The 19,251-nt window shown below is 49.0% G+C and carries 20 protein-coding genes; 3 read left to right on the forward strand and 17 right to left on the reverse strand.

Annotated elements, in window-relative coordinates:
- Positions 1-2: 2 nt before the first annotated feature.
- From OSQ85_RS05075 to OSQ85_RS05085, 3 genes are read left to right on the forward strand one after another with little or no spacing between them, the layout of a single operon-like run.
- Positions 3-131, forward strand: coding sequence for a hypothetical protein (locus tag OSQ85_RS05075; protein WP_265821759.1), 129 nt, complete (start codon positions 3-5; stop codon positions 129-131).
- 14 nt (positions 132-145) lie between these two features.
- A complete protein-coding gene (locus OSQ85_RS05080; RefSeq protein WP_265821760.1) occupies positions 146-397 on the forward strand; it encodes a hypothetical protein in 252 nt (83 codons plus the stop codon).
- A complete protein-coding gene (locus tag OSQ85_RS05085; protein ID WP_265821761.1) occupies positions 390-2,174 on the forward strand; it encodes a Na(+)/H(+) antiporter subunit D in 1,785 nt (594 codons plus the stop codon). The genes OSQ85_RS05080 and OSQ85_RS05085 overlap by 8 nt, the downstream gene beginning before the upstream one ends.
- Positions 2,175-2,219: 45 nt before the next feature.
- Here the strand turns inward: OSQ85_RS05085 and OSQ85_RS05090 are convergent, their stop codons facing one another.
- The 17 genes from OSQ85_RS05090 to OSQ85_RS05170 all read right to left on the reverse strand — a co-directional run bounded on the left by OSQ85_RS05090 (position 2,220) and on the right by OSQ85_RS05170 (position 19,251).
- Positions 2,220-3,818, reverse strand: a complete 1,599-nt coding sequence (locus OSQ85_RS05090; protein ID WP_265821762.1) for a sensor domain-containing diguanylate cyclase — start codon at positions 3,816-3,818, stop codon at positions 2,220-2,222.
- Positions 3,819-3,952: 134 nt separating this feature from the next.
- Positions 3,953-5,080: a class I SAM-dependent methyltransferase gene (locus OSQ85_RS05095; protein ID WP_265821763.1), complete on the reverse strand. Its 1,128-nt coding sequence runs from the start codon at positions 5,078-5,080 to the stop codon at positions 3,953-3,955.
- Positions 5,080-5,793: a hypothetical protein gene (locus tag OSQ85_RS05100; protein ID WP_265821764.1), complete on the reverse strand. Its 714-nt coding sequence runs from the start codon at positions 5,791-5,793 to the stop codon at positions 5,080-5,082. Before OSQ85_RS05100 ends, OSQ85_RS05095 begins: the two co-directional genes overlap by 1 nt.
- Before the next feature lie 2 nt (positions 5,794-5,795).
- Positions 5,796-6,197: an ExbD/TolR family protein gene (locus OSQ85_RS05105; RefSeq protein WP_265821765.1), complete on the reverse strand. Its 402-nt coding sequence runs from the start codon at positions 6,195-6,197 to the stop codon at positions 5,796-5,798.
- Complete coding sequence (locus tag OSQ85_RS05110) at positions 6,194-6,817, reverse strand: MotA/TolQ/ExbB proton channel family protein (RefSeq protein WP_265821766.1); 624 nt, start codon at positions 6,815-6,817, stop codon at positions 6,194-6,196. The genes OSQ85_RS05105 and OSQ85_RS05110 overlap by 4 nt, the downstream gene beginning before the upstream one ends.
- 482 nt (positions 6,818-7,299) lie before the next feature.
- Positions 7,300-9,957 (reverse strand): tetratricopeptide repeat protein, encoded by a 2,658-nt coding sequence (locus OSQ85_RS05115; protein ID WP_265821767.1) that lies wholly within the window; start codon positions 9,955-9,957, stop codon positions 7,300-7,302.
- Positions 9,957-10,079, reverse strand: coding sequence for a hypothetical protein (locus tag OSQ85_RS05120; RefSeq protein ID WP_265821768.1), 123 nt, complete (start codon positions 10,077-10,079; stop codon positions 9,957-9,959). Before OSQ85_RS05120 ends, OSQ85_RS05115 begins: the two co-directional genes overlap by 1 nt.
- Complete coding sequence (gene surE, locus OSQ85_RS05125; RefSeq protein WP_265821769.1) at positions 10,066-10,833, reverse strand: 5'/3'-nucleotidase SurE; 768 nt, start codon at positions 10,831-10,833, stop codon at positions 10,066-10,068. The genes OSQ85_RS05120 and surE overlap by 14 nt, the downstream gene beginning before the upstream one ends.
- Before the next feature lie 115 nt (positions 10,834-10,948).
- Complete coding sequence (gene modD / locus OSQ85_RS05130; protein ID WP_265821770.1) at positions 10,949-11,800, reverse strand: ModD protein; 852 nt, start codon at positions 11,798-11,800, stop codon at positions 10,949-10,951.
- 25 nt (positions 11,801-11,825) lie between these two features.
- On the reverse strand, positions 11,826-12,500 hold the full coding sequence (locus OSQ85_RS05135) for a molybdate ABC transporter permease subunit (RefSeq protein ID WP_265821771.1): 675 nt from the start codon (positions 12,498-12,500) through the stop codon (positions 11,826-11,828).
- Positions 12,497-13,216 (reverse strand): molybdate ABC transporter substrate-binding protein, encoded by a 720-nt coding sequence (locus OSQ85_RS05140; protein WP_265821772.1) that lies wholly within the window; start codon positions 13,214-13,216, stop codon positions 12,497-12,499. Before OSQ85_RS05140 ends, OSQ85_RS05135 begins: the two co-directional genes overlap by 4 nt.
- A 123-nt stretch (positions 13,217-13,339) precedes the next feature.
- Positions 13,340-14,083, reverse strand: coding sequence for a molybdenum ABC transporter ATP-binding protein (locus tag OSQ85_RS05145; protein WP_265821773.1), 744 nt, complete (start codon positions 14,081-14,083; stop codon positions 13,340-13,342).
- Positions 14,084-14,156: 73 nt separating this feature from the next.
- Positions 14,157-14,948: a TOBE domain-containing protein gene (locus OSQ85_RS05150; RefSeq protein ID WP_265821774.1), complete on the reverse strand. Its 792-nt coding sequence runs from the start codon at positions 14,946-14,948 to the stop codon at positions 14,157-14,159.
- A gap of 195 nt (positions 14,949-15,143) precedes the next feature.
- On the reverse strand, positions 15,144-15,806 hold the full coding sequence (gene elbB / locus OSQ85_RS05155; RefSeq protein WP_265821775.1) for an isoprenoid biosynthesis glyoxalase ElbB: 663 nt from the start codon (positions 15,804-15,806) through the stop codon (positions 15,144-15,146).
- Positions 15,807-15,943: 137 nt separating this feature from the next.
- On the reverse strand, positions 15,944-17,311 hold the full coding sequence (gene hemG / locus OSQ85_RS05160) for a protoporphyrinogen oxidase (protein ID WP_265821776.1): 1,368 nt from the start codon (positions 17,309-17,311) through the stop codon (positions 15,944-15,946).
- A gap of 18 nt (positions 17,312-17,329) precedes the next feature.
- Positions 17,330-18,493 carry a poly-beta-1,6-N-acetyl-D-glucosamine N-deacetylase PgaB gene (locus OSQ85_RS05165; RefSeq protein WP_265821777.1) on the reverse strand — a complete coding sequence of 388 codons (1,164 nt, stop codon included), beginning with the start codon at positions 18,491-18,493 and terminating at the stop codon, positions 17,330-17,332.
- Complete coding sequence (locus OSQ85_RS05170) at positions 18,490-19,251, reverse strand: SPOR domain-containing protein (RefSeq protein ID WP_265821778.1); 762 nt, start codon at positions 19,249-19,251, stop codon at positions 18,490-18,492. The genes OSQ85_RS05165 and OSQ85_RS05170 overlap by 4 nt, the downstream gene beginning before the upstream one ends.

A 19,251-nucleotide genomic window follows, 5' to 3' on the forward strand; every position in this document is an offset into this window, starting at 1 on the left:
TTATGGCTGCAAAACATGACAAGGAACTCGAAGAGCTTAAACACGATGCGGTACCGGGCTATAAGCCTGTTTTCGGCGCTGTGCTTGCAGCGGCTGTTCTGTACCTCGCTTATATATTTTTATCTCACTAGGGGGCGGATTAATCATGAAGGATACCGAAAAGAAATATATTTTCGATAACCCCCGGAACATAAAGATAATTCTGATTATTCTCTATGTTCTGTGCGCTGTTATCTTTTTTGCGGATATATTCGTCCACAAGCATGCCTATTTCTTCTTTGAGGAAAAAACAGGCTTTTACGCCGTTTACGGTTTCATTTCCTACGTCGGGCTGGTGCTTTTTGCCAAGTATGTTATCCGCCCGCTGATCATGAGAAAGGAGAACTACTATGAGTAGCGGTCTTCTCATTCCTCCTTTTATGTTTTTCATGCTCGGCGGAGTCATTGCGGGCTTCCTCAAAGGCAATCTGCGCAATGCACTGCTTATTGCCGTTCCGGTGCTGAGCCTTATCAACCTCGCCATGATCCCCCACGGGGTTTACCTCCAGTACGAGTTTCTGGGGCATGAACTCGCCCTTTTCAGGGTGGACAAGCTCTCTCTCGTTTTCGGATATGCCTTCCACATAGTTTCCATTGCCGTTCTGGTTTACGGAATACATGTGAAAAGCAATAAAGAGTTCATAATCGGCCTCATATACGCGGGCGGCGGTCTGGGTGCGGTTTTCGCCTATGACCTTATAACTCTCTACATTTTCTGGGAGATAATGACAGTCGCCTCCACCTTCATAATCTGGCGCAAGGACTCTCAGGAGGCTGTGGGAGCGGGCTTCCGCTACTTCATATTCCACCTTGTGGGCGGACTTGCACTGCTCATCGGCATTGTGATCTATATCATAACCACGGGCAATGCCGCCTTCGTACACATGGGCTGGACAGACCTTGCCACAGGGCTGATAATGATAGGCTTCGGCGTGAACGCCGCGTGGCCGTTCGTCCACACATGGCTTGTGGATTCATACCCCAAGGCAAGCTTCCTCGGCACTGTAATGCTCAGCGTGTTCACCACAAAAACAGCTATCTACACCCTCACCAGAGGCTTCTCCGGCGAAGAGGTGCTCATAGTCACCGGAGCGGTGATGACCGCCTTCCCCATATTCTACGCTGTGCTTGAGAATGACCTGCGCAAGGTTCTCTCATACAGCCTTATCAACCAGCTCGGCTTCATGGTTGTGGGTATAGGCGTGGGGAGCGAAATGGCGATAAACGCCGCTGTGGGGCAGGCTTTTGTACATATAATGTTCAAATCCCTGCTGTTCATGGGCATGGGCGCTGTTCTCCACCAGACAGGCAAAATAAAGGCAACAGAGCTCGGCGGGCTTTACAAATACATGCCGTTCACCACGGTTTTCACCATAGTCGGTTCGATGACGATCTCAGCCTTTCCTCTGTTTTCGGCATTCGTAACAAAATCCATGATCCTGTCATCCGTTGCGACGGAAGGCTTCATGGTAATCTGGCTTGTGCTCCTGTTTGCCTCTGCGGGCGTTCTTGACCACTCAGGGATCAAGATTCCGTTCTTTGCCTTCTTCGGGCATGACAGCGGTCTGAAACCGAAGGAAGCGCCGCTCAATATGCTCATGGGCATGGGCTTTCTGGCGTTCCTGAACATCTTCCTCGGCATTTTTCCGGGCTATCTGTTTCAGATACTCCCATATGAAGTCACATACAACGCATATACGGCAGACCACACCATCTTCCAGCTTCAGCTTCTGCTGTTCTCCATACTGGCGTTCACGCTGCTGCTGAGAAGCGGGCTTTACCCTGCGGAGATAAAGTCAGTCAATCTCGATTTCGACTTTTTCTACAGAAAAGGCTACAAGCTTTTCGTATGGCTTGTGGACAATATACTGATCAGGTTTATGGATTTCGGCAAGGCTCTCTTCTTCGGCTATATACCGAAAACGCTGGGGATGCTCACCAGAAACCCCGTGGGGCTCCTGCTTATAATGGTTCCCGACAACAGGTTCAAGGGGCTCAGGGAGAAAATGGCAAAATCTGAGGATGGTTATGTGGAAGGTCTGATTGAATACTGGTCAATAGGCATATCCGCCTTTGTGATATGCTTCTTCCTGCTGTTTTATCTGCTGTTTTTCCTCGTACAGAAGCTTATCTGAAATAATATTGCATGGCCGCCCCTGAGGGCGGCTGTGCTGTTTTCCCTAATTTCTTGTATATCTGTTTTTTCCGTTCTTTTTTGATATGTAAAGCGCTTTATCAGCCTTTTCAAATACCTCGGCTGTGCAGTTTCCGCTTTCCCAGAGAGAGATGCCTATGCTGCACCCGACTCTGACTGATTTCCCGTCTATATCAACAGGCATTGAGACAGACTCTATTATTCTTGCTGCGACATTTTCCCCGGTAGTCAAATCACTGGCAAAGAGAACGGCGGCAAACTCGTCCCCGCCTATTCTGGCTGCTATCTCCTCTTTGCGGACTGACGCAGTAAGCCTTCTGCCCACCTCTTTCAGCACCTCATCCCCGGCTGCGTGACCGTAGGTATCGTTTATCGGTTTAAAACCGTCCAGATCTATGTACATAAATTCAAGAGCAAACCCCTGTCTGGCTGCCAGAGCGGTATTTTTCTCCAAATATCTCTCCAGTGCCGCCCGGTTGGGCAGTCCGGTGAGTTTATCAGCCAAAGCAATACTGCGCATGTTGTTCAGCTCGGACTCGGTGCTGGAAAGGCTGAGAATGAGATCATTTATTGAATCCGAAAGAACCTCAATCTCTTTTATCCCTTTGTAGACAGGGATAGGGGCAATCTTGCCGAACCTCAGTTTATCCGCAGCCTTCGCAACAGAGACAATAGGACTTGATACTGCACCCGCAAAAACCCACCCGGCAGCAGAAAATATAAGAGTGAAAAGAACTCCGGTGGATATTATAAAAACCTGCAACTGCTGAACAGGCTGATAAGCCACATTAAGCGGCTGTCTGATGAGGACAGTCCAGCCGAGCCCTTTGTAATCCCCGTAACCGTTGCTGAATGAGTAGCCTGTAAGATATTTGCTGCCATCCCCCCAGTCCTCTACCCGCCAGCCGGAGTCATTGTTCCGGGCATACTTCAGGCTGTCGAGTGCAATCGTCATTCCGATCTCCTCTTTCGGCCCCAGAAGCACGGTATTATCCTGACTGATTATGTATACGGAAATATTTTTCCGTTTATTCACAGGTTCCAGAATCTTATTCTTTATATCATTGACCCACTCCCAGCTGAGATGCGCAGCAAGAACACCTTTCCTGCTTCCAGATGCATCCTCAACAGCGAAGCTTACATCCACAAACTTCATAGGTTCTCCGCTGGGATTTGGGAGGAGCTTGGCAAGCAGAACAGCATCATGTACATCCCCTACAAACTCACCCTTAATCCCCTCAGTGAATACAGGACGTTTTGATATGTCTATTCCTTCGAGAATCCCGCCCGTACTGGCCTTCACTGTACCGGCAGTATCGGTAAAACCTATCCATGAAAATGAAGGAATATTCTTCTGAAGATTTTCAATGGTTTTTCTGATTGAGGTATAATTTTCCGTTTCTGCCACAGCCTCTATCCTTGAGAAGGTTTTTATTTCGCTGTAGCGTGACCACATGTAACGATCCAGCTTATCCGATGTAAGATACGCTGTTTCCGCAAGAGTTTCCCCTATATCCCTCTTTTTATCGGAAATCGATTTCATGCCGATAACAGCCGTCATTGCGGCAGTGAGCAGAACGCATAATAAAGTTATACGCAGTGTTACGTATTTTCTCATTTCCATTGTGTCTGTCCGTAAGATAAATTTTAACTGATAAACTCAGAATAGCAGAAAAAAATATGAATAAAACATAAATACATTAGATCATCTAAAGAAAATCCCGGTTCTCCCTCAACAGTTACTGCCTCTCAGGTTTTTCAGAATCCGTTCATTTTCGCCAGAATATCAAGGGTTTCCTTGGCCCCCTTGCGGTACGGGAAGTCGTCCGGTATCTCAACATTCCTCCTTTGCGCCAGAACAAAAAAGTTTGTCCCGAAGCCACCCTCCGGCATTATAAGCGCCTTAACCGATGCCTTCTGGAGGTCTGTTTCCGCATTTTCTATTTCGCTCAGAATGCCCGACTGCACAAGAAACAGCCACTGCGGTGTAAGTGAAACCGGCTCCAGCCCCGCATCCCTGCCATAGCTCTGCAATGAAGTGAAATCCACAAAGGCGGTTATATCCTGATCACCTATTCTCTCGAAAAAGTCATTGTTCTGGGAATGTTTAAAGTAGCAGGTAACAGTTCCGTCCCTGCGGTAGGAGGCGAATATATTTTCTGCCGGGTAGCCGTAGTCCACGGTGAAAACCATGCCTTTTTCTATCTTCGAGGCCAGAGCCTGAACCCAGCCTATCATGTCCAGATTGAGATCGACTATCTGCCCGTCCGTTATTCTGAGGTTTATCCTGTCGAGATATTCCTGTATCTTCGGGGTGGAAAGCCTGTCAGGATAAAATGTCAGCCCGCCCTCATGCTCAATTACATAGAGTTCCTTAACATCTTCCCCCAGCCTGATGACCCTGTGCACCGGAAAAGCGTCCACCAGTTCGTTTGAGAAGAAAATACCCTGAAATCCGCCGAACTCCTCAAAGCTTTTCCAGCTTACTTTTCCTTCATGCTCTTTAAGCAGTTCACGCTGACAGTCAATGAGATAGCCGCTTTTCTCTATGATGGTGTAGCTGAGCCCTGCATAAAATTCAGGTTTGGAAGTTTTAAGATGCGTGAGAATATCATTAGCCAGCATGCCGCTTCCCGCACCCATTTCACAGAAACAGGCGGGCAGAGAAAGTCTTTCCGCCGTATCAGCAAAAGCATTGGCAAGGGTTCTGCCGAAGGATGCGGAAGCGTTTACGGAGGTGTAAAAGCTCCCCTGATGACCGAAGGGGTTCTTTTTCTGATAGTAGCCCTGCTCCGGCTCGTACAGAGCCATATTCATAAATTCAGCAAAAGTTATCATACCTTTATCGGCAATGCGGGCGCGTATTTTTTCAGTAAGAGAATTCATTATCTAACCTTGAAGTAGAGAGTTATTTCAGCGGAGTCGTTGGTTGCGTATGTAACTGAGTTGAACTTGAGCCTTTCCACAAATTCAACAGCCAGCTTCTCTATGTTTGAATCGCTTCTGGTTATGAGGACTATTCCGTATGTGGTTCCCTGTTTGTCTATCTTGAAACGCACGTTCACCTTTGTGTCGTTAGACAGAGAAAATGTGGGCTTAGGCGGCACATGGGTTATGCGGCGTCTGTTGTTGCTTATATTTTCCAGCACAAAGAAGCTGCTGTCCGCGTATTCCTTCGCCTCAGTGGTGGACTTTTCGCCCTGCCCTGCCCTGACTTCCTTTTCCACGGTCTCACGGGTGGACTGAATCTCTGAGAGGAGCCTTTTATCCACTCTGACTTCAGAATCGGTGGTGACACGGCTTACCTTAAGGTCAGGAATTTCGACCTCGTAATTTGTATCAACATCAACCTTCGGAATATCAAGCTCCGGCATGGTTATTGTGGGTTCAACATTTCTGAAAGGGTTTTCCGCAGGCCGTTCCGGCACACCGGTAACCTTTACGGGCGGTTTGGGCAGAATCTTAGGCCTCGGAGGAATTATCTCCACCGCTATGGGTTCGGATCTGCTCGAAAAATCGACCTTAAATTCCGGCAGAAAGCCCAAAGCGGCTATATGCGCCAGAACAGAGATCAGAACAAACGGAAAAAGCCGTGCCAAGACTACTCCTCGTCAACTGCTATTGCGAACTTTGCAAAGCCGGTTTTTCTGGCAGCGTCCATAACAAAAACCACCTTTCCGTGGGTTGCCGCCTTATCGGCTTCTATAACAACCGTCGCCTCAGGGCTTTCATTCTTAAGGCTGTCCAGTATTCCCGCCACCTTGTCATCAGCGTAAAGAACGCCGTTAACATGGATTCCGCCTTCGCTGTTTATGGAAATACGGATATTTTTCTTAACCTCCACCGGGTCACCCTTCGCCTTGGGCAAATCAACATCAATGGAGCTCGAAACTATGAATGATGTTGATACCATGAAGAAAATAAGCAGAAGGAAGACCACGTCTATCAGAGGCGTAATGTTTATATCAAGGCTCTGTTTGCGGTCGTCTCTGGAAAATTTCACTGTCCGCCCTCTTTGAAGATAAGGTTAATCATTTTACTGGTGGCCTGTTCAAGCTCAAGGCTCACCCTGTCAGACCTGTGGCGCACTATGTAGTAAAATATCATGGTGGGGATAGCCACACTGAGACCTGCCGCAGTGGTAAGCAGCGCCTCGGATATACCCCCGGCGAGAGCCTGAGCATCGCCCACACCCTGAGAGCTTATCACGATGAATGTCTTAATCATACCGAGAACCGTACCCAAAAGACCGAGCAGAGGGGAAACGCTGGCTATGGTCTGGAGCGTGGGGAGATATTTCTCAAGCCTGCGGGCTTCGTAACGGCCTGATTCCTCAGTGGCTTCCATCAGTCTGGAAATGGGCAGGTCAAGGTTGTTCAGCACATCAGAGGCGATTTTGGCAGCAGAACTGGCATCAGCGCTGCTGATTGTTCTTGCCGCTCCGAGATCTTTTTTGCTGAGTGCCTCAAAAAGCTTATCCAGAAAAAGCTTCGGCATGTATCTTTCTTTTCTGAGGGCATAAAGCCTCTCAAGGAATATTCCAAGGGAAATCATGGACAGAAACAGAATCGGATACATAAGCACTCCGCCCTTCTCCATAATCTGCACGAATGAATCCAACATCAATAGACCTCCAATTATATAAATACCTTAAATATATTACACATTTATACACTATCTTACGCCGCAGACGGTCACAAGACTGTACAGTTTGAAAAAACTACATCCTGTGTTTTTTTCAAACACGCTCGCGGACGGATAAACCGTCCTTCGCTCCGCACGGCGGGCTCCCTTCCATGGGAACCTATCACGCTCATCCGCTATCCGAACCGATATAAATACCTTAATATATTACACACTTATACACTATCTTACGCCGCAGACGGTCACAAGACTGTACAGTTTGAAAAAAACTACATCCTACAGCTTGCCCCCACTCGCATGAGAGATTGCTTCACTCTTAAAGAGTTCGCAATGACATCTTAACCGTCACTGCGAGGAAGGCGTGAGCCTGACGCGGCAGTCTCTTCCATGGAAACCTGCTCAGCTATTAATGCCCTGAACGACCCTCCCCCTTTTAAAAAGGGGGAAAGAGGGGGATTTCCCTATTTCCCGCTGAGCTTCTTCTCCAGCACCTGAGCCTCAGAAGTTTTTCCGAGCTTCTTATATATATCGACCGTTTTTCTTAAACTTTGTTTCGCATATTTTGATTCGGGGAAGAGGTAATACCCCTTCATATATGCTGCTGCCGCCTGTTCAGGCTGTTTTTTAACCTCAAGTATTCTGCCCTGATGAAAATACGCACCCGGCATAACGGAAACATTCTTGCTTACCAGCATATCCTTAACCGTCTGCTCGTTTTTAACAAGCTCCGCCCCGTCAAGGAGTGAGAGGTATCTGTCCATACCCGTATAGTAAAGCTCCGAATCCTTGTCCTTAAAATATTCAGCGGATTTCAGAACTTCCGCAGGGTTTCTGGAAACCTCGGCAATCTTGCTGTTGGCAAGCTCCCTGAACCTTTCGGATTCAGTAAGCTGGAGATATATTTTAACAGCCGCAGCAGAATCTTTGGCTTCCGTGCAGTCAGCTTTTAGGAAAAGGGCATCCTCTTTTGAGCCGCCGATAGCCATAAGCCTGTCCGCATCAGCTATACACTGTTCAAGCCTGCCTGTATTTTTGAACAGCCTTCCGCGCAGAAGATACCCCTCGCGCACATACTGGGAATCGGGAAACTCGCCGAAAAAGCGGTTAACCATCTTGGTTGCCAGATCAATCTCCTTGAGATCAATGGCCAGTCTGGCTGCCTGAATGAGCAGGAAATCCTTTCTCTCAAACCTGCCCAGTCCGGTGAGTGACATCTCTCCGGTTTTCAGGAACTCAGTCTTCATATTCCTTGCCGCATAGCCGGAAAGCAGACCGTAAACCGAGTCGAATATAGCGTAATTTTTGGCGATTAGCGTGCGGTAAATAGGCTCCGCATCGTCATAACGCTTCATCGAGGTGTAAACCTTAGCCTTCAGCAGAAGGTTTTTCGGCTCATTGTCCGTGGAGTTCAGCAGATCAAGCACACGCCTGTAGTCACCTGCGAGGAACAGACTCTCCGTCAGAGTGTCGAAAAACTGCATGTCTGCAAAATGTTTTCTGTATATTTTCACTGCCTCGTCATGCTGATCCAGCTTGAGATACGTGAGCATGAGGAGGTAATCAGTCTCTTTTTCAGTGTGGGGAACCTTTTTCAGTTCGGCCAGAGCGCCCTTGAAGTCTTTTTTATTGTAAAGAATCGCAGCGCGCAGTTTGGAGGCTTTTTCTCCCTGAAGATTGCCGAGAAGTCCTTCCGCAGCCTCATATTTCTGCCCGCCGATGGCTATTTCAGCCTTAAGCAGCTTGCAGTCATCTGTGAAGCAGTCCTCCACCAGCATCAGCGCATCCGCTGTTCTGCCCCGGAGGTAGTAAATCTGCCCCAGAACATAACGGGCTATTTTAACCTTTTCGTCCTCTTCGCTGGAATCTATGTATTTCAGGAGGAGAAACTCGGTTTTTGAAATATCCGTGCGGAAATATGCTATACCGCGGTAGAAATATGCACTCTCCATCAGTTCGCGGCTGAATATTATGCTGTCCAGACGGCGCACCGCCTGCGGATAGTCTTTCCCCGCCATTGCCGCAAGGCCGTTATAGTAGTTTATATAGTCCTTATTGATTTTCTTATCAAAGTTTATGCGGTCGCCGAAGGCGGGATCAAGCGCAGGGAACATCTGCCTGACGTAGAAGAAGAAAACGTTCAGCCTGTTTTCATCCGCCTTAAGCTTTCCGGTAAGCTCAGCCGCTCTGTTGACATTCCTGCCGAGAACAGCAAGCTTCGCGTTCAGAACATTTTTTGCCTCACCCTCAGGCATGGCATTAATCAGCTTTTCAGCCCCGGCTCTGTCTCCCCGTGAAAGAAGGGTGTCGGCTATCATGGGTGCTGTGTTCGCTGTTGCTTTGCCGGCAAGCTTTGCCACCTCTTCCGGTTTGCCGAGAAGGTAGTCCGCCACCACAGCGAAATCATACATATAAGGGAACTTGTCAAAAAGCTCCTTCTGCTCCGCAGCGGTCTTCTCTATCTGAGCGTAGTCCTTCCTCTGCATGAGGGAGTAGAGGTATGTATAAAGTGAATATTCGGTAAACTTCGGCTGTTCCCTGCCTGCGGTTATGACGGCAGGGTAGTTCTTTGTGTTGAAGTAATATGAGAAAAGGCTGTCTGTGGCTATATCACCCGCAGCACCGCCGGATTTGATAACGGTTTTAAGCGCATCCGCACCGCCTGAGAGATTGCCCGTTTCCATAAGGGAAAGACCGTAAAGGAGCGAACATTCCTGAATATAAGGTGTTCCTGCAAGCCTCTGTCTGTATTTCCCGTATGATTCAATAACCTGAATATATTCCTTTCGGATGAAGTTTTTCACTATGTTGTTGCGGTAGGCCCTTTCCCCCACAAAAACGGAAGAAAGGCTTGTGCCGAAGCTGCCGGAGTACATCCCGCCCGGTTCGGCGGATGAGTACTCTTTTTCCTGAGTGTTTTCCAGCCGGAAGCTTTCCTGCCTGATGTAGGTATCAAAGCCGGAGGCAACATTGAACGAAAGTGAAACGTCCATGTAGGAAGGCGCCACGCTGAACTTGGAAATATCCTCCCCCGTGAACGCAAATTCAGGGATGAGCACATCGGCAAAAGCCGGAACAGCGGTCAAAACAAAAAGCAGACAGGAGGCAACAAATTTTTTCATTATTCGCTTTCGGTTTTCTTTTCGGGCGAAGTAGCGTCAGAGCATCCGCCCTCGCATCCCACTATACCGCTGAAAAGCGAAACAGCCACGATAAGAACCATAAAAAGTCTAGTTAATTTCACCGCCGTCCTCCGTTGATCTTAATTTGTTATAAAGCCCGTGATGTGTCATATCAAACATAAGAGGCGTAACGCTGACATACCCCTGAGAAACCACATAGTCGTCAGAATTATCACGGTCGTCCCTCTTGTATTCCTCTCCGGTGAGCCAGAAGTATTTGTTCCCTTTCGGGTCTTCCCTCACGGCAAAGCTGTCCAGAAACTTGGTGTTGCCCTGAACAGCGTATCTCCACCCTTTAAGCTCCTCGTATTCAAGAGGAGGAACATTTATATTCAGAAGCATCCCGTTGTCAGTGTCCATATGGTAAAGCTTTCTGGCGAAAAATGCGCCGACCTTGGCCGCAGGTTCAAAGTTGCGGCATCTTTTGGAGGCGAGGCTGACCGCTATGGACTTTATGCCCAGCATAGCCCCTTCGGTAGCGGCGGAAACAGTGCCGGAATAAATTACGTTTGTGGCGACATTCGCACCGTGATTAATTCCGGAAACAACAAGATCCGGCTTTTCCGCAACGATGTTTGAGAGAGCTATTTTCACACAGTCGGCAGGGGTTCCCTTCACCGCAGTGCCGAAAAATTTGCCGTATCTGTAGAACTCCTCCGTGCGGAGGGGATCGTAAATTGTAATGGCATGCCCCACGGCGGACTGTTCTGTCAGCGGAGCAACAACGGTGACATCCGCAAACTCAGACAAGGCAAGGTAAAGCTGATATATGCCGTCAGAGTAGATTCCGTCATCATTGGTAAGCAGAATTTTCATAAATCACCCGTAGTTTGCGGCATATGTTTTAAACACACGCCACATTTAACCATACATGAAGCGGGGATATTTTTCAAGCGGGTCAATTGTTAGGAAAATTATATAAGCACAAAGTTCAAAGCTGTTCCGCAGGGCGCATAACCACTTCAATATCGGCTGGTTTCCCCCAGTAAACAGACGAGGTCACCGCAACATCTATCCCTGTGCGGGCATATTCCTCAGCGTTTGAGGCATTTACCCCCCCTGCGGCGGCTATGACTATACCGGGGTATTCGGCCTTTATCAGCTTCACCCATTCACCGAGGGTTTCAGGTTTAACTTTATCAAACTGAATGTTGCCCGCTCCGGCTCTGGCGGCTCTGAGTGCCGCATCAAGGGAATCCGCCTCCACGGCAGGCTTTTTTTCGGGCAGGTGTGCGCATGCTTTTTCAAAGGCGGCATAAGCCTCAGCTTCGGATTTGAAAAAAACGGTGTGGTTCTCAAACAGCAGGAAAGTTTCGGAAAGACCAAGCCTGTGCGGAACAGCCCCCCCTGCCTCAACTGCGTTCATGCAGATTGTCTTCGCTCCGGGGAGGCTTTTGCGGGTACAGGCAACAACAACTGCGGGGTTCCCTCTTTTCGCACTGTCCACAACTTCCCTTGTCCGGGTGGCTATGCCGGAGGCATATTCCATTATATTCTGAGACACCTTCCAGCCTGTATGAAGCTGCCCGGCTGTCCCGGCGGCTATCATAAACAATGTTCCGGCCTTTACCCTGCTTCCGCTGGGAAAAAGCACTTCCGGCTCCGCCCCGGCTTTTCTGAGCACGTCGCAGGCCTCCGCCACACCGCCCAGAACACAGTCAAACCGTGCCCTGAACTCCATTATGCCTTTTATGCGTGAAATGCCCATGGCTTCGGTTGTTATATCCCCGTAGGGCACGTCTTCTGTCAGTATTCTTTCAATAAGATAGTCGTAAATAATCAAAACACGCCTCCTTCAGGCACGGTCTCTAAAGGGCGGAGAGCTTTTTCAGCGAGAAAAACACCGCCAGAGATATGCTTCCCAGAAGTATACAGAGAAAAGCCGCTCCGGTAAAGTCGGCATCCATCACGGAGTTATATATTTCAAGGGAAACAGTGTTGGTTTTGCCTATGATGTTGCCGCCAACCATCAGGGTTATGCCTACTTCGCCCAGACTTCTCCCCGCTGCAAGGATGAGCCCCGCACCGAGGCTGCGCCTTACGGAGGGGACCACCACAAGAAAAAAAGTCTGAAACTCTGTTTTCCCCAGAGTTCTGGCGGCTTCGGCGAGTTTCAGCACCTCCCGCTCAATTGCGGACTGAACAGGCTTCACCACAAGGGGCAGACCTGCTATAAATGCGGCTGTGATTACCCCTTTTTCGGTAAATATAATGTCAGGTGTGACGGCGCCGCCCGTAAGTGAGGCTATGAGTCCGTTGCGGCCTAAAAGATAGAGCAGTATAAAACCCGTACCTACCGGGGGAAACACAAGAGGAAGAGTCACCAGAAAATCAACAAACCCGGCAAATATCCCTTTTCTTTTACCAAGATAGTAGCCGAGCATAAGCCCCGCCGCGCAGTGGAGCACCAGCACGGCAAGGCATGTTCTTGCGGTAAGCAGAATACTGAAAACTATGTTTTCGTCATTCAGTATATCGATCATAATCCGTGTTTTTTGGCTATTTTAGCAGACTCGGCATCGGCGAAACAGCTTTTCAGTCTGAGCGCGGCGGCGCTGCCCTCGCTCTCTTTAAGAAAAGCAGCAACTATGGGGATCTCTGCGTAGCCTTCGTTTATCTCTATATAACCGCCGATTTTATCAGCTATACCCATAGTGTCCGTGAGGTTTGAGAACCCCGCGTCCACCTCTCCGGCTGCGATGTATGAGTTAACCTGCGGAACAGTGGCAACAACAACCAGCTTCTCCTTAACCTTGACAGCAAGACCTGAACTTGCCAGATACTGAGTTCCGGCTATGCCGTATATGGCGTTTTCGGTATTGGGAATGGCCAGACGCTTTATTTTGTCTGCGGTTATTTCATCAGCGGAAGCAATCTCAATACCTTTTCTCCATGCAAGGACAAGCTTGCCTTTGCCTATGGGCTGAAAATCGCTTATATCAAGCTTTGCTTTTGTGAAAAAGTTTTTATCACCCACAACAACAGGAATCAGCCCGCTTGCCTTAACCTGCGCAATAACCTGACCGAGGTTGCCGAAGGACATATTCACTTTTATGCCTTCCTTTTTTTCGCAGTATGCTGCCATTTCGGTCACAAGCTTTCTGTAACCCGCACCTGCTGCCACTGTTACTTCATCCGCGGCAAAAGCCCCTGCGGCCATAACGAAAACAACTGTGATTACTATAAGTTTCTTAAGCATCAATAACCTCCTGAATATTATAATGAACACTCCCCGCCTCATTGCAAACACAGTAAAAACACTCACGGCGCAAGCATTTGAGATGCTTCACTCTGTTCAGCATGACGAGGAACAGCATTTGCTCTAAGACACCCTCAGCCGCCTGTTGGGGGTGACAAACTTTTTGGTGAACTGGGCGGAGCAGTAAGGGCATACTTCTTTTTCCGGTTTATGGAAAATTTCGTTTACAGTGCCGCATGAAACAGCTTTGCCGCCTTTGAGCACCACAACATAATCAGCAAGGCGTATCATTTCATCGTATGAGTGAGTCACAAGAATAACAGGGATGCCGCTTGCCGCAGGCAGTCTGCCGATGAATGGAATAAGCTCCTCTTTTCTCTCAGAATCCAGAGAACTCATAGGCTCGTCCATAAGCATAATTTCCGGATTTGAAAGCAGCGCACGGCCTATGGCGACCCTCTGCGCCTCACCGCCGGAGAGAAAAACAGGCTTTCGCTTAAGCAGATGTCCTATGCCCAGAAGCCTCACAGTTTCCTCAAACCCAAGGGAGGATTCGCCTTTTCTGCTGGCAAAGAGAAGGTTTTTCTTAACCGAAAGGTAAGGAAACAGGCGCTTATCCTGAAAGATGCAGCCGCATCTGCGCCTTTCAGGGAGCAGATTCAGCTTTTCGCCGGAATCAAAGAAGGTTTTGCCGTTTACGGATATATGCCCGCTGTCCGGAGTGAGAAGACCCGAAATCATATTGATGAGGCTGGTTTTCCCCGCACCGGAATGACCGTAGAAAACAGTGATTCCTGTCCGCGGAATACTGATATTAACATCTATAAATGTCTGCCCAAGCTGCTTCTTTACGTTAATTTCCAGCATGCCCCGCCTCCGGACAGCAGAATATTGTCCGTAATTAAACGGCACAGCATTCTGTTATAATTTTTTAAAGGGATTAGTCGTTTACGCCTATAATGACAGAAGAAGCCTTGAACGCTCCTGATATTTTGCTGCCCTTTTTAATGCCGAGCGAGGCGAGTGATTCTTTGGTGATTACACCCGTCAGCTCACTTCCGCCTTCAAGTTTTATTGTTACAAAGGCGTTTACCTCTCCGGCATCCAGTTCCCCGACTGTGCCGGTAAGGAAGTTTCTCACACTGAGCTTATCCTTAACGGCAGGGTCAGCGATTATAACTGAGGAAGCTTTTATCATGGCGAAAGCCTCGCCTCCGACCTTAAGCCCAAGTCTTTCCACGCTTGATTTTGTAATTGTTGCGGCTATTTCATCGCCGCCTTTGATCTCAAGAATAACCTCGGCATTTACCTGACCGAGATAAATCTCTTTAACCTTGCCGAAATACTGGTTTCTTACACTTGTTTTCACGCTTAGCCTCCGAAGTGCTGCCATAAGCTCATCCAGATCGTGGATGCTCTCCTGTATCTCAGACATAATAGTGCCAAGCTTGCCGTTTACGAGGTCATATGAGGTGACCAATTTCACTGCGTAGGGGCTGAGCTCAGCGCCGCCTCCGCCTGTACCGCCTGTTTTTTTAATAACAAGCGGGCTCTCGCTCACTTCATTCATAACCTGTATGGCATCCCAGGCAGCTTTATAGCTGAGTCCGACGTGTTTTGCCGCCTGCGAGATTGATCCCGTTTCGGCGACAGCTTTAAGAAGGTTTATTCTGCCTGCGCTGATAAAAAAATTATCTGCCGCGTTAAAACCGAGTTCACCTTTTATTTTCATCTCAAGCTCTCGTTATATACATTGGTACATAGCGTTATATACCCTAAATACCTGTGTGTCAATACTCCGTTCAGCAGATATTTTTTATAAGTGCTTAAAAATATTAACCGGATACCCCGCAGGCTGCGGAATATCCGGAATCGCTGTTTTTTCACACTTTTTTCAAAAAAATATCCTGCCGCTGAGCGGCGGCCTTTATATCATAGCCAGAAGTTTTTTCACCGTTTTTTCTATCCCTTCGGCGACTTCCGGTATGCTCTGCCCCAGCATGTACGCCGGGGAGGTCACTATTTTATTATCTTCATCCGCCACAAAGTCCTTCACAGGGCAGTTCACATGGGCTGTTCCCAGCGCTTCCACGGCCTGAGCCGTGCCTGCATCGTTTCCTATGGTCACGGATGTTTTTATTCCTGTTCCCGCAAGGGCTTTGGCAATTACCACCGGGGCAATGCACACCGCACCCAGAGGCTTTTTAGCCAGAACAGTTTCGCGGACTATGCGGAGCACATCGCTGTTAATGCCGCAGTCAGAACCTTTCAGAGCAAAATCAGTCAGGTTTTTTGCCGCTCCGAACCCGCCGGGGAAAATAAGCGCGTCAAAATCGCTTACTTTAACATCGGCAAGGTTTTTTATGTTGCCTCTGGCTATGCGCGCGGACTCGGTGAGAACATTTCTTTTTTCTCCCGAAGCCACCTCACCCCTGAGGTGGTCAACAACATGAAGCTGCTCAATATCAGGAGCCATGCAGATTGTCTCCGCTCCGTTTTTCTGGAGAAAATAGAGTGTGAGAACGGCCTCATGTATCTCGGCTCCGTCAAAAACTCCGCAGCCGCTTAAAACAACTCCGACTTTCGGCATATACCCTCCTTAATCTGATAATTCAAAATTTGCCCTCCATGGAAATTTTGAATACACGCTCGCGCCTTGCAAAGCAAGGCTTCGCTGCGCACGGCGCGGTTCCATCCATGGAACCGTATAGACAAATCTTAACCGTCTTAAGCCTGCTTTTCAAGTGAACGGGCGATTGATTCGGTTATTTCAAGGCTTCTGCGTGTGCAGTCGTTCAGGGCTATGCCGTGCAGGACGTTTCCGCCCACGTAAACGCCGCCGATCCGTCCGCAGATGGACTCAACAGCCTTCACTTTTTCGGCGTGGCCGGGGTAATACTGCGGGATGGCTTTGTCCCAGCGGAAATGTTTATGATGAACGGGTTTTGCTGTTATTCCCAGTGTGTCCTTAACCTGATCGTAGGCTATGTCCACAAGCTCCTCATCAGTCTTGGCCATGAGCGATCTGCCCAGGTCAGTATCTCCGCCCATGATTACCCTGACGAGTTTTTTATCCTTCGGTCTTCTGGAGGGGAATATGGAGGAGGTGAAGAGTGCTCCGAGGATTTTCTTATTCTCCAGTTTGGGAATGAGATAGCCGAAGCCGTCCAGTTCGTCCTTAACATCAGCCTCGTTAAAGCCGAGGCCAGCCACAAATGCCGGAGAATAAGGTATGCCCGCCATTATTTCAGCCAGTTCCTTATCAAGCGTGCTGAAAAACTTTGCCGCTTCATAAGCCGGAGCGGCGGAGATTACATTATCAAAGTAATATTCGCCTTTGGTGGTGACAAGCCTGAACCCGTTTTCACCCTTATGCACTTCGCTGACTGTGCAACCTTTAATTATCTCCACTCCGGCGCACTTTTCCTCAAGGTCGTTTACACCCTGCATGAGTCCGCCTATGTATGATGTAAGCACGCCGCCGGGACCAGCGGGGCCGCTTTTCTTCTTAGGTTTTTTGAGCATTCCCTTAAAGAGTCCGCCGTATTTTGATTCAAGCTCGCAGATAACCGGAAAAGCAGATTTAAGACTGAGCTTCGCCGCATCCCCTGCAAAAACACCGGAAACCATAGGTGCGATCATATAATCCGCCGCTTCCTGTCCGAGTCTGCGTATGGCAAACTCCTGAACAGTTTCATCATGGTCGTCCTTCTTCTGGGGAACAAGAAGCTCGCCCATCAGCCTGAGCTTGCCTTTGAAACTGATCAGATCAGTCCTGAAAAATGCAGGTGCGCTTTCGGGAACCCTGATAAGCCTGCCGTAGCGCATGATAAAGCGCTTGCGGGCGGCATCGTTGCTGGGCAGAAGCTTTTCGCCGAGACCGGCATCTTTAAAAAGCTGAACCGTGTGCGGCTTGCTGTCCAGAAATCCGTTCGGTCCTGCCTCGATTGTAAATCCGTTTTCACTTGCAGTTCCTATGCAGCCGCCGAGTCTGTCATCCTTTTCAAAAAGAGTGACAGATACCCCTTCCACGCGTGAAAGCCAGAATGCAGCGGACAAACCCGCTATTCCTCCGCCGATAATACCTACTTTCATAAATAAACCTTCCTTTTTTTACCTGAAACAGCCGCCGGATATTTCCGAAGACCTGTTAACAGGCACTATTGCCTTGCTGATACTGCCGTATGAATCTATCAGACGGCATATACCCTCAAGCTCGCCGCGGTCTACGCCGCTTTTATCCGCCCATGAAACTCTCTGTAGTTTCATGAGGATTCTTTCTTTTTCATCAACATTACTGACAAGGTTCTGGAGCATTCCGTTCACATATTCCTTAGCGCCTTCATAGTCCAGCTTCATTTCCCTTGCTATCTGGTCGTGGTAGCTCATCACCGCCAGATAGTCAAACCCCGCATCCAGCAGCATATCCACCGACTGGGAGTACCAGCTTATCCCCTTCATGGAATCGGCCGGGGTCTCATAGTATATATTCGCGGCAAAGCGCACTGAGGGATTGCGCACCAGAACAGCCTGTCTCAGTTCGCGGAAGAAATCCGCCATTTTCTGCGCTTTCCAGTATGCCCATGGAATATATGTCTCGTTGCAGCCGCCTGGAACCTTAGTGCGGTTCTCCTTCTCAAGACAGCCGAAAAGGTCGCCGGAGGTGAGCATAAGCCCTGTGTCCATATAGTAGGCATGCAGGGCGGAGAGGCTTGCCCCTTCCCTGTGGCGCATTATAAAATCATCCTGAAAGAGGATTCCGTCTATGTCATATGCGGCCAAATCCTCAAAAAGGCGCACTAGCTTCCGCCTCACTGCGGACATAAAAATACTCGCACCGTAGCCCTCACCAGTGCCCTGACCGTCTGCGAAGGTTTTTTCCATAAGGAGGGGAGTCTTGAGGAAAGAGAGAGTGCGCGTAGCCATCCATGCATAAAGCTTTATGCCTCTTTTGTGCGCCTCTTCTATCATCACGGGGAGGAGATCATCCACAACGCATGCTTCATCAGTCTGAAAATAAACGCCTGTGGCGCATTCGCTGTTTTTGAGGAAGTGGTATCTGTCTGAGGAGTTATGGAAGACACGGAAGAAAACCGTGTTGCCCCCCTGCTTCTTCACCTCATCAAAAAACCTGCCGGGGTTCTTCTCATAAGCCGGGTCAAGCACGAACACCTGAACACCGTTGAGAAGCGGGCGGGTCTTCTCCAGAAGAGTGACGGAGCCGGCATAAAGATACGCCGGCAGAAGAAATGTGATAAGCAGTATTATCCGCTTCATAGTTCCGATTTTACGATTATGGGTTCAAGGCGGTACTTCGCCTTTATGTCATCCCGTTTTTTCTGCGCTTCCGCATAGGTTGCGCTGGGCGAGCAGCGGAGCCTGTACCAGATCCCCTTTGCTCCCAGATCTATTTTAACATAATAAATATCGGGAAAGTTCTTTTTCAGCTTATTCAGCTCGGCTTTTGCAGTCGCCTCATCCTTATAGGCGGCAAGCTGGAGCACGTAAGCGCCCTTTGCGGACGGCTTCGGAGCTTCCTTCGCGGCAGGTTTAGGCTCCGGCTTCTTCTCCGCGGGCTTTGCCGTGGGTTTAGGCTCCGGCTTTTTCTCCGCAGGTTTCACAGGCTCCGGTTTCTTTTCAGCGGGTTTGGGAGCAGGTGCGGGTTTATTTTCTGCCGCAGGAGCAGGCTTAGGCTTCTCCGGTTCCTTTTTCTCAGGCGGAGCCGCAGGTTTTTCCTCCGGTTCCTCATAGGGCAGCGGAGCGGGAATTTTCTTCTCCTCCGGCGCTGCGCCCGGTGCTCTTTCTGAAACTTCCACACTTCCGTCGTAGCCCAGTTTATAGGTCAGCTCACCCGCTTCGGAAGGGTCTGTCATCTCCTCCGGTTTTTCCGCAGGTTTCTGAGCGGTTGTTACTTTGGACGGTTCAGACACCTTCTCTGCCACATATACAAAGAAATACGCCGCAAGCCCGAAAAGCAGGAAGAACAGAAAAACCGACTGAATCTTCCTGCCGAAATTGTCCCTGTTGTCCGACAA

This window comes from Geovibrio ferrireducens, assembly GCF_026226615.1.
GTDB classification, from domain to species: Bacteria; Chrysiogenota; Deferribacteres; order Deferribacterales; family Geovibrionaceae; genus Geovibrio; species Geovibrio ferrireducens.

Excerpts from the sequence above, each read along its gene's own strand:
- OSQ85_RS05080 (WP_265821760.1), top strand. The coding sequence starts at position 146 with ATGAAGGATACCGAAAAGAAATATATTTTCGATAACCCCCGGAACATA.
- elbB (WP_265821775.1), bottom strand. The coding sequence starts at position 15,806 with ATGCCGAAAGTCGGAGTTGTTTTAAGCGGCTGCGGAGTTTTTGACGGA.
- OSQ85_RS05145 (WP_265821773.1), bottom strand. The coding sequence starts at position 14,083 with ATGCTGGAAATTAACGTAAAGAAGCAGCTTGGGCAGACATTTATAGAT.
- OSQ85_RS05140 (WP_265821772.1), bottom strand. The coding sequence starts at position 13,216 with ATGCTTAAGAAACTTATAGTAATCACAGTTGTTTTCGTTATGGCCGCA.
- OSQ85_RS05090 (WP_265821762.1), bottom strand. The coding sequence starts at position 3,818 with ATGGAAATGAGAAAATACGTAACACTGCGTATAACTTTATTATGCGTT.
- OSQ85_RS05135 (WP_265821771.1), bottom strand. The coding sequence starts at position 12,500 with ATGATCGATATACTGAATGACGAAAACATAGTTTTCAGTATTCTGCTT.
- surE (WP_265821769.1), bottom strand. The coding sequence starts at position 10,833 with ATGAAAATTCTGCTTACCAATGATGACGGAATCTACTCTGACGGCATA.
- OSQ85_RS05075 (WP_265821759.1), top strand. The coding sequence starts at position 3 with ATGGCTGCAAAACATGACAAGGAACTCGAAGAGCTTAAACACGATGCG.
- OSQ85_RS05095 (WP_265821763.1), bottom strand. The coding sequence starts at position 5,080 with ATGAATTCTCTTACTGAAAAAATACGCGCCCGCATTGCCGATAAAGGT.
- OSQ85_RS05150 (WP_265821774.1), bottom strand. The coding sequence starts at position 14,948 with ATGAAAATAAAAGGTGAACTCGGTTTTAACGCGGCAGATAATTTTTTT.
- OSQ85_RS05115 (WP_265821767.1), bottom strand. The coding sequence starts at position 9,957 with ATGAAAAAATTTGTTGCCTCCTGTCTGCTTTTTGTTTTGACCGCTGTT.
- OSQ85_RS05110 (WP_265821766.1), bottom strand. The coding sequence starts at position 6,817 with ATGTTGGATTCATTCGTGCAGATTATGGAGAAGGGCGGAGTGCTTATG.
- OSQ85_RS05165 (WP_265821777.1), bottom strand. The coding sequence starts at position 18,493 with ATGAAGCGGATAATACTGCTTATCACATTTCTTCTGCCGGCGTATCTT.
- OSQ85_RS05085 (WP_265821761.1), top strand. The coding sequence starts at position 390 with ATGAGTAGCGGTCTTCTCATTCCTCCTTTTATGTTTTTCATGCTCGGC.
- hemG (WP_265821776.1), bottom strand. The coding sequence starts at position 17,311 with ATGAAAGTAGGTATTATCGGCGGAGGAATAGCGGGTTTGTCCGCTGCA.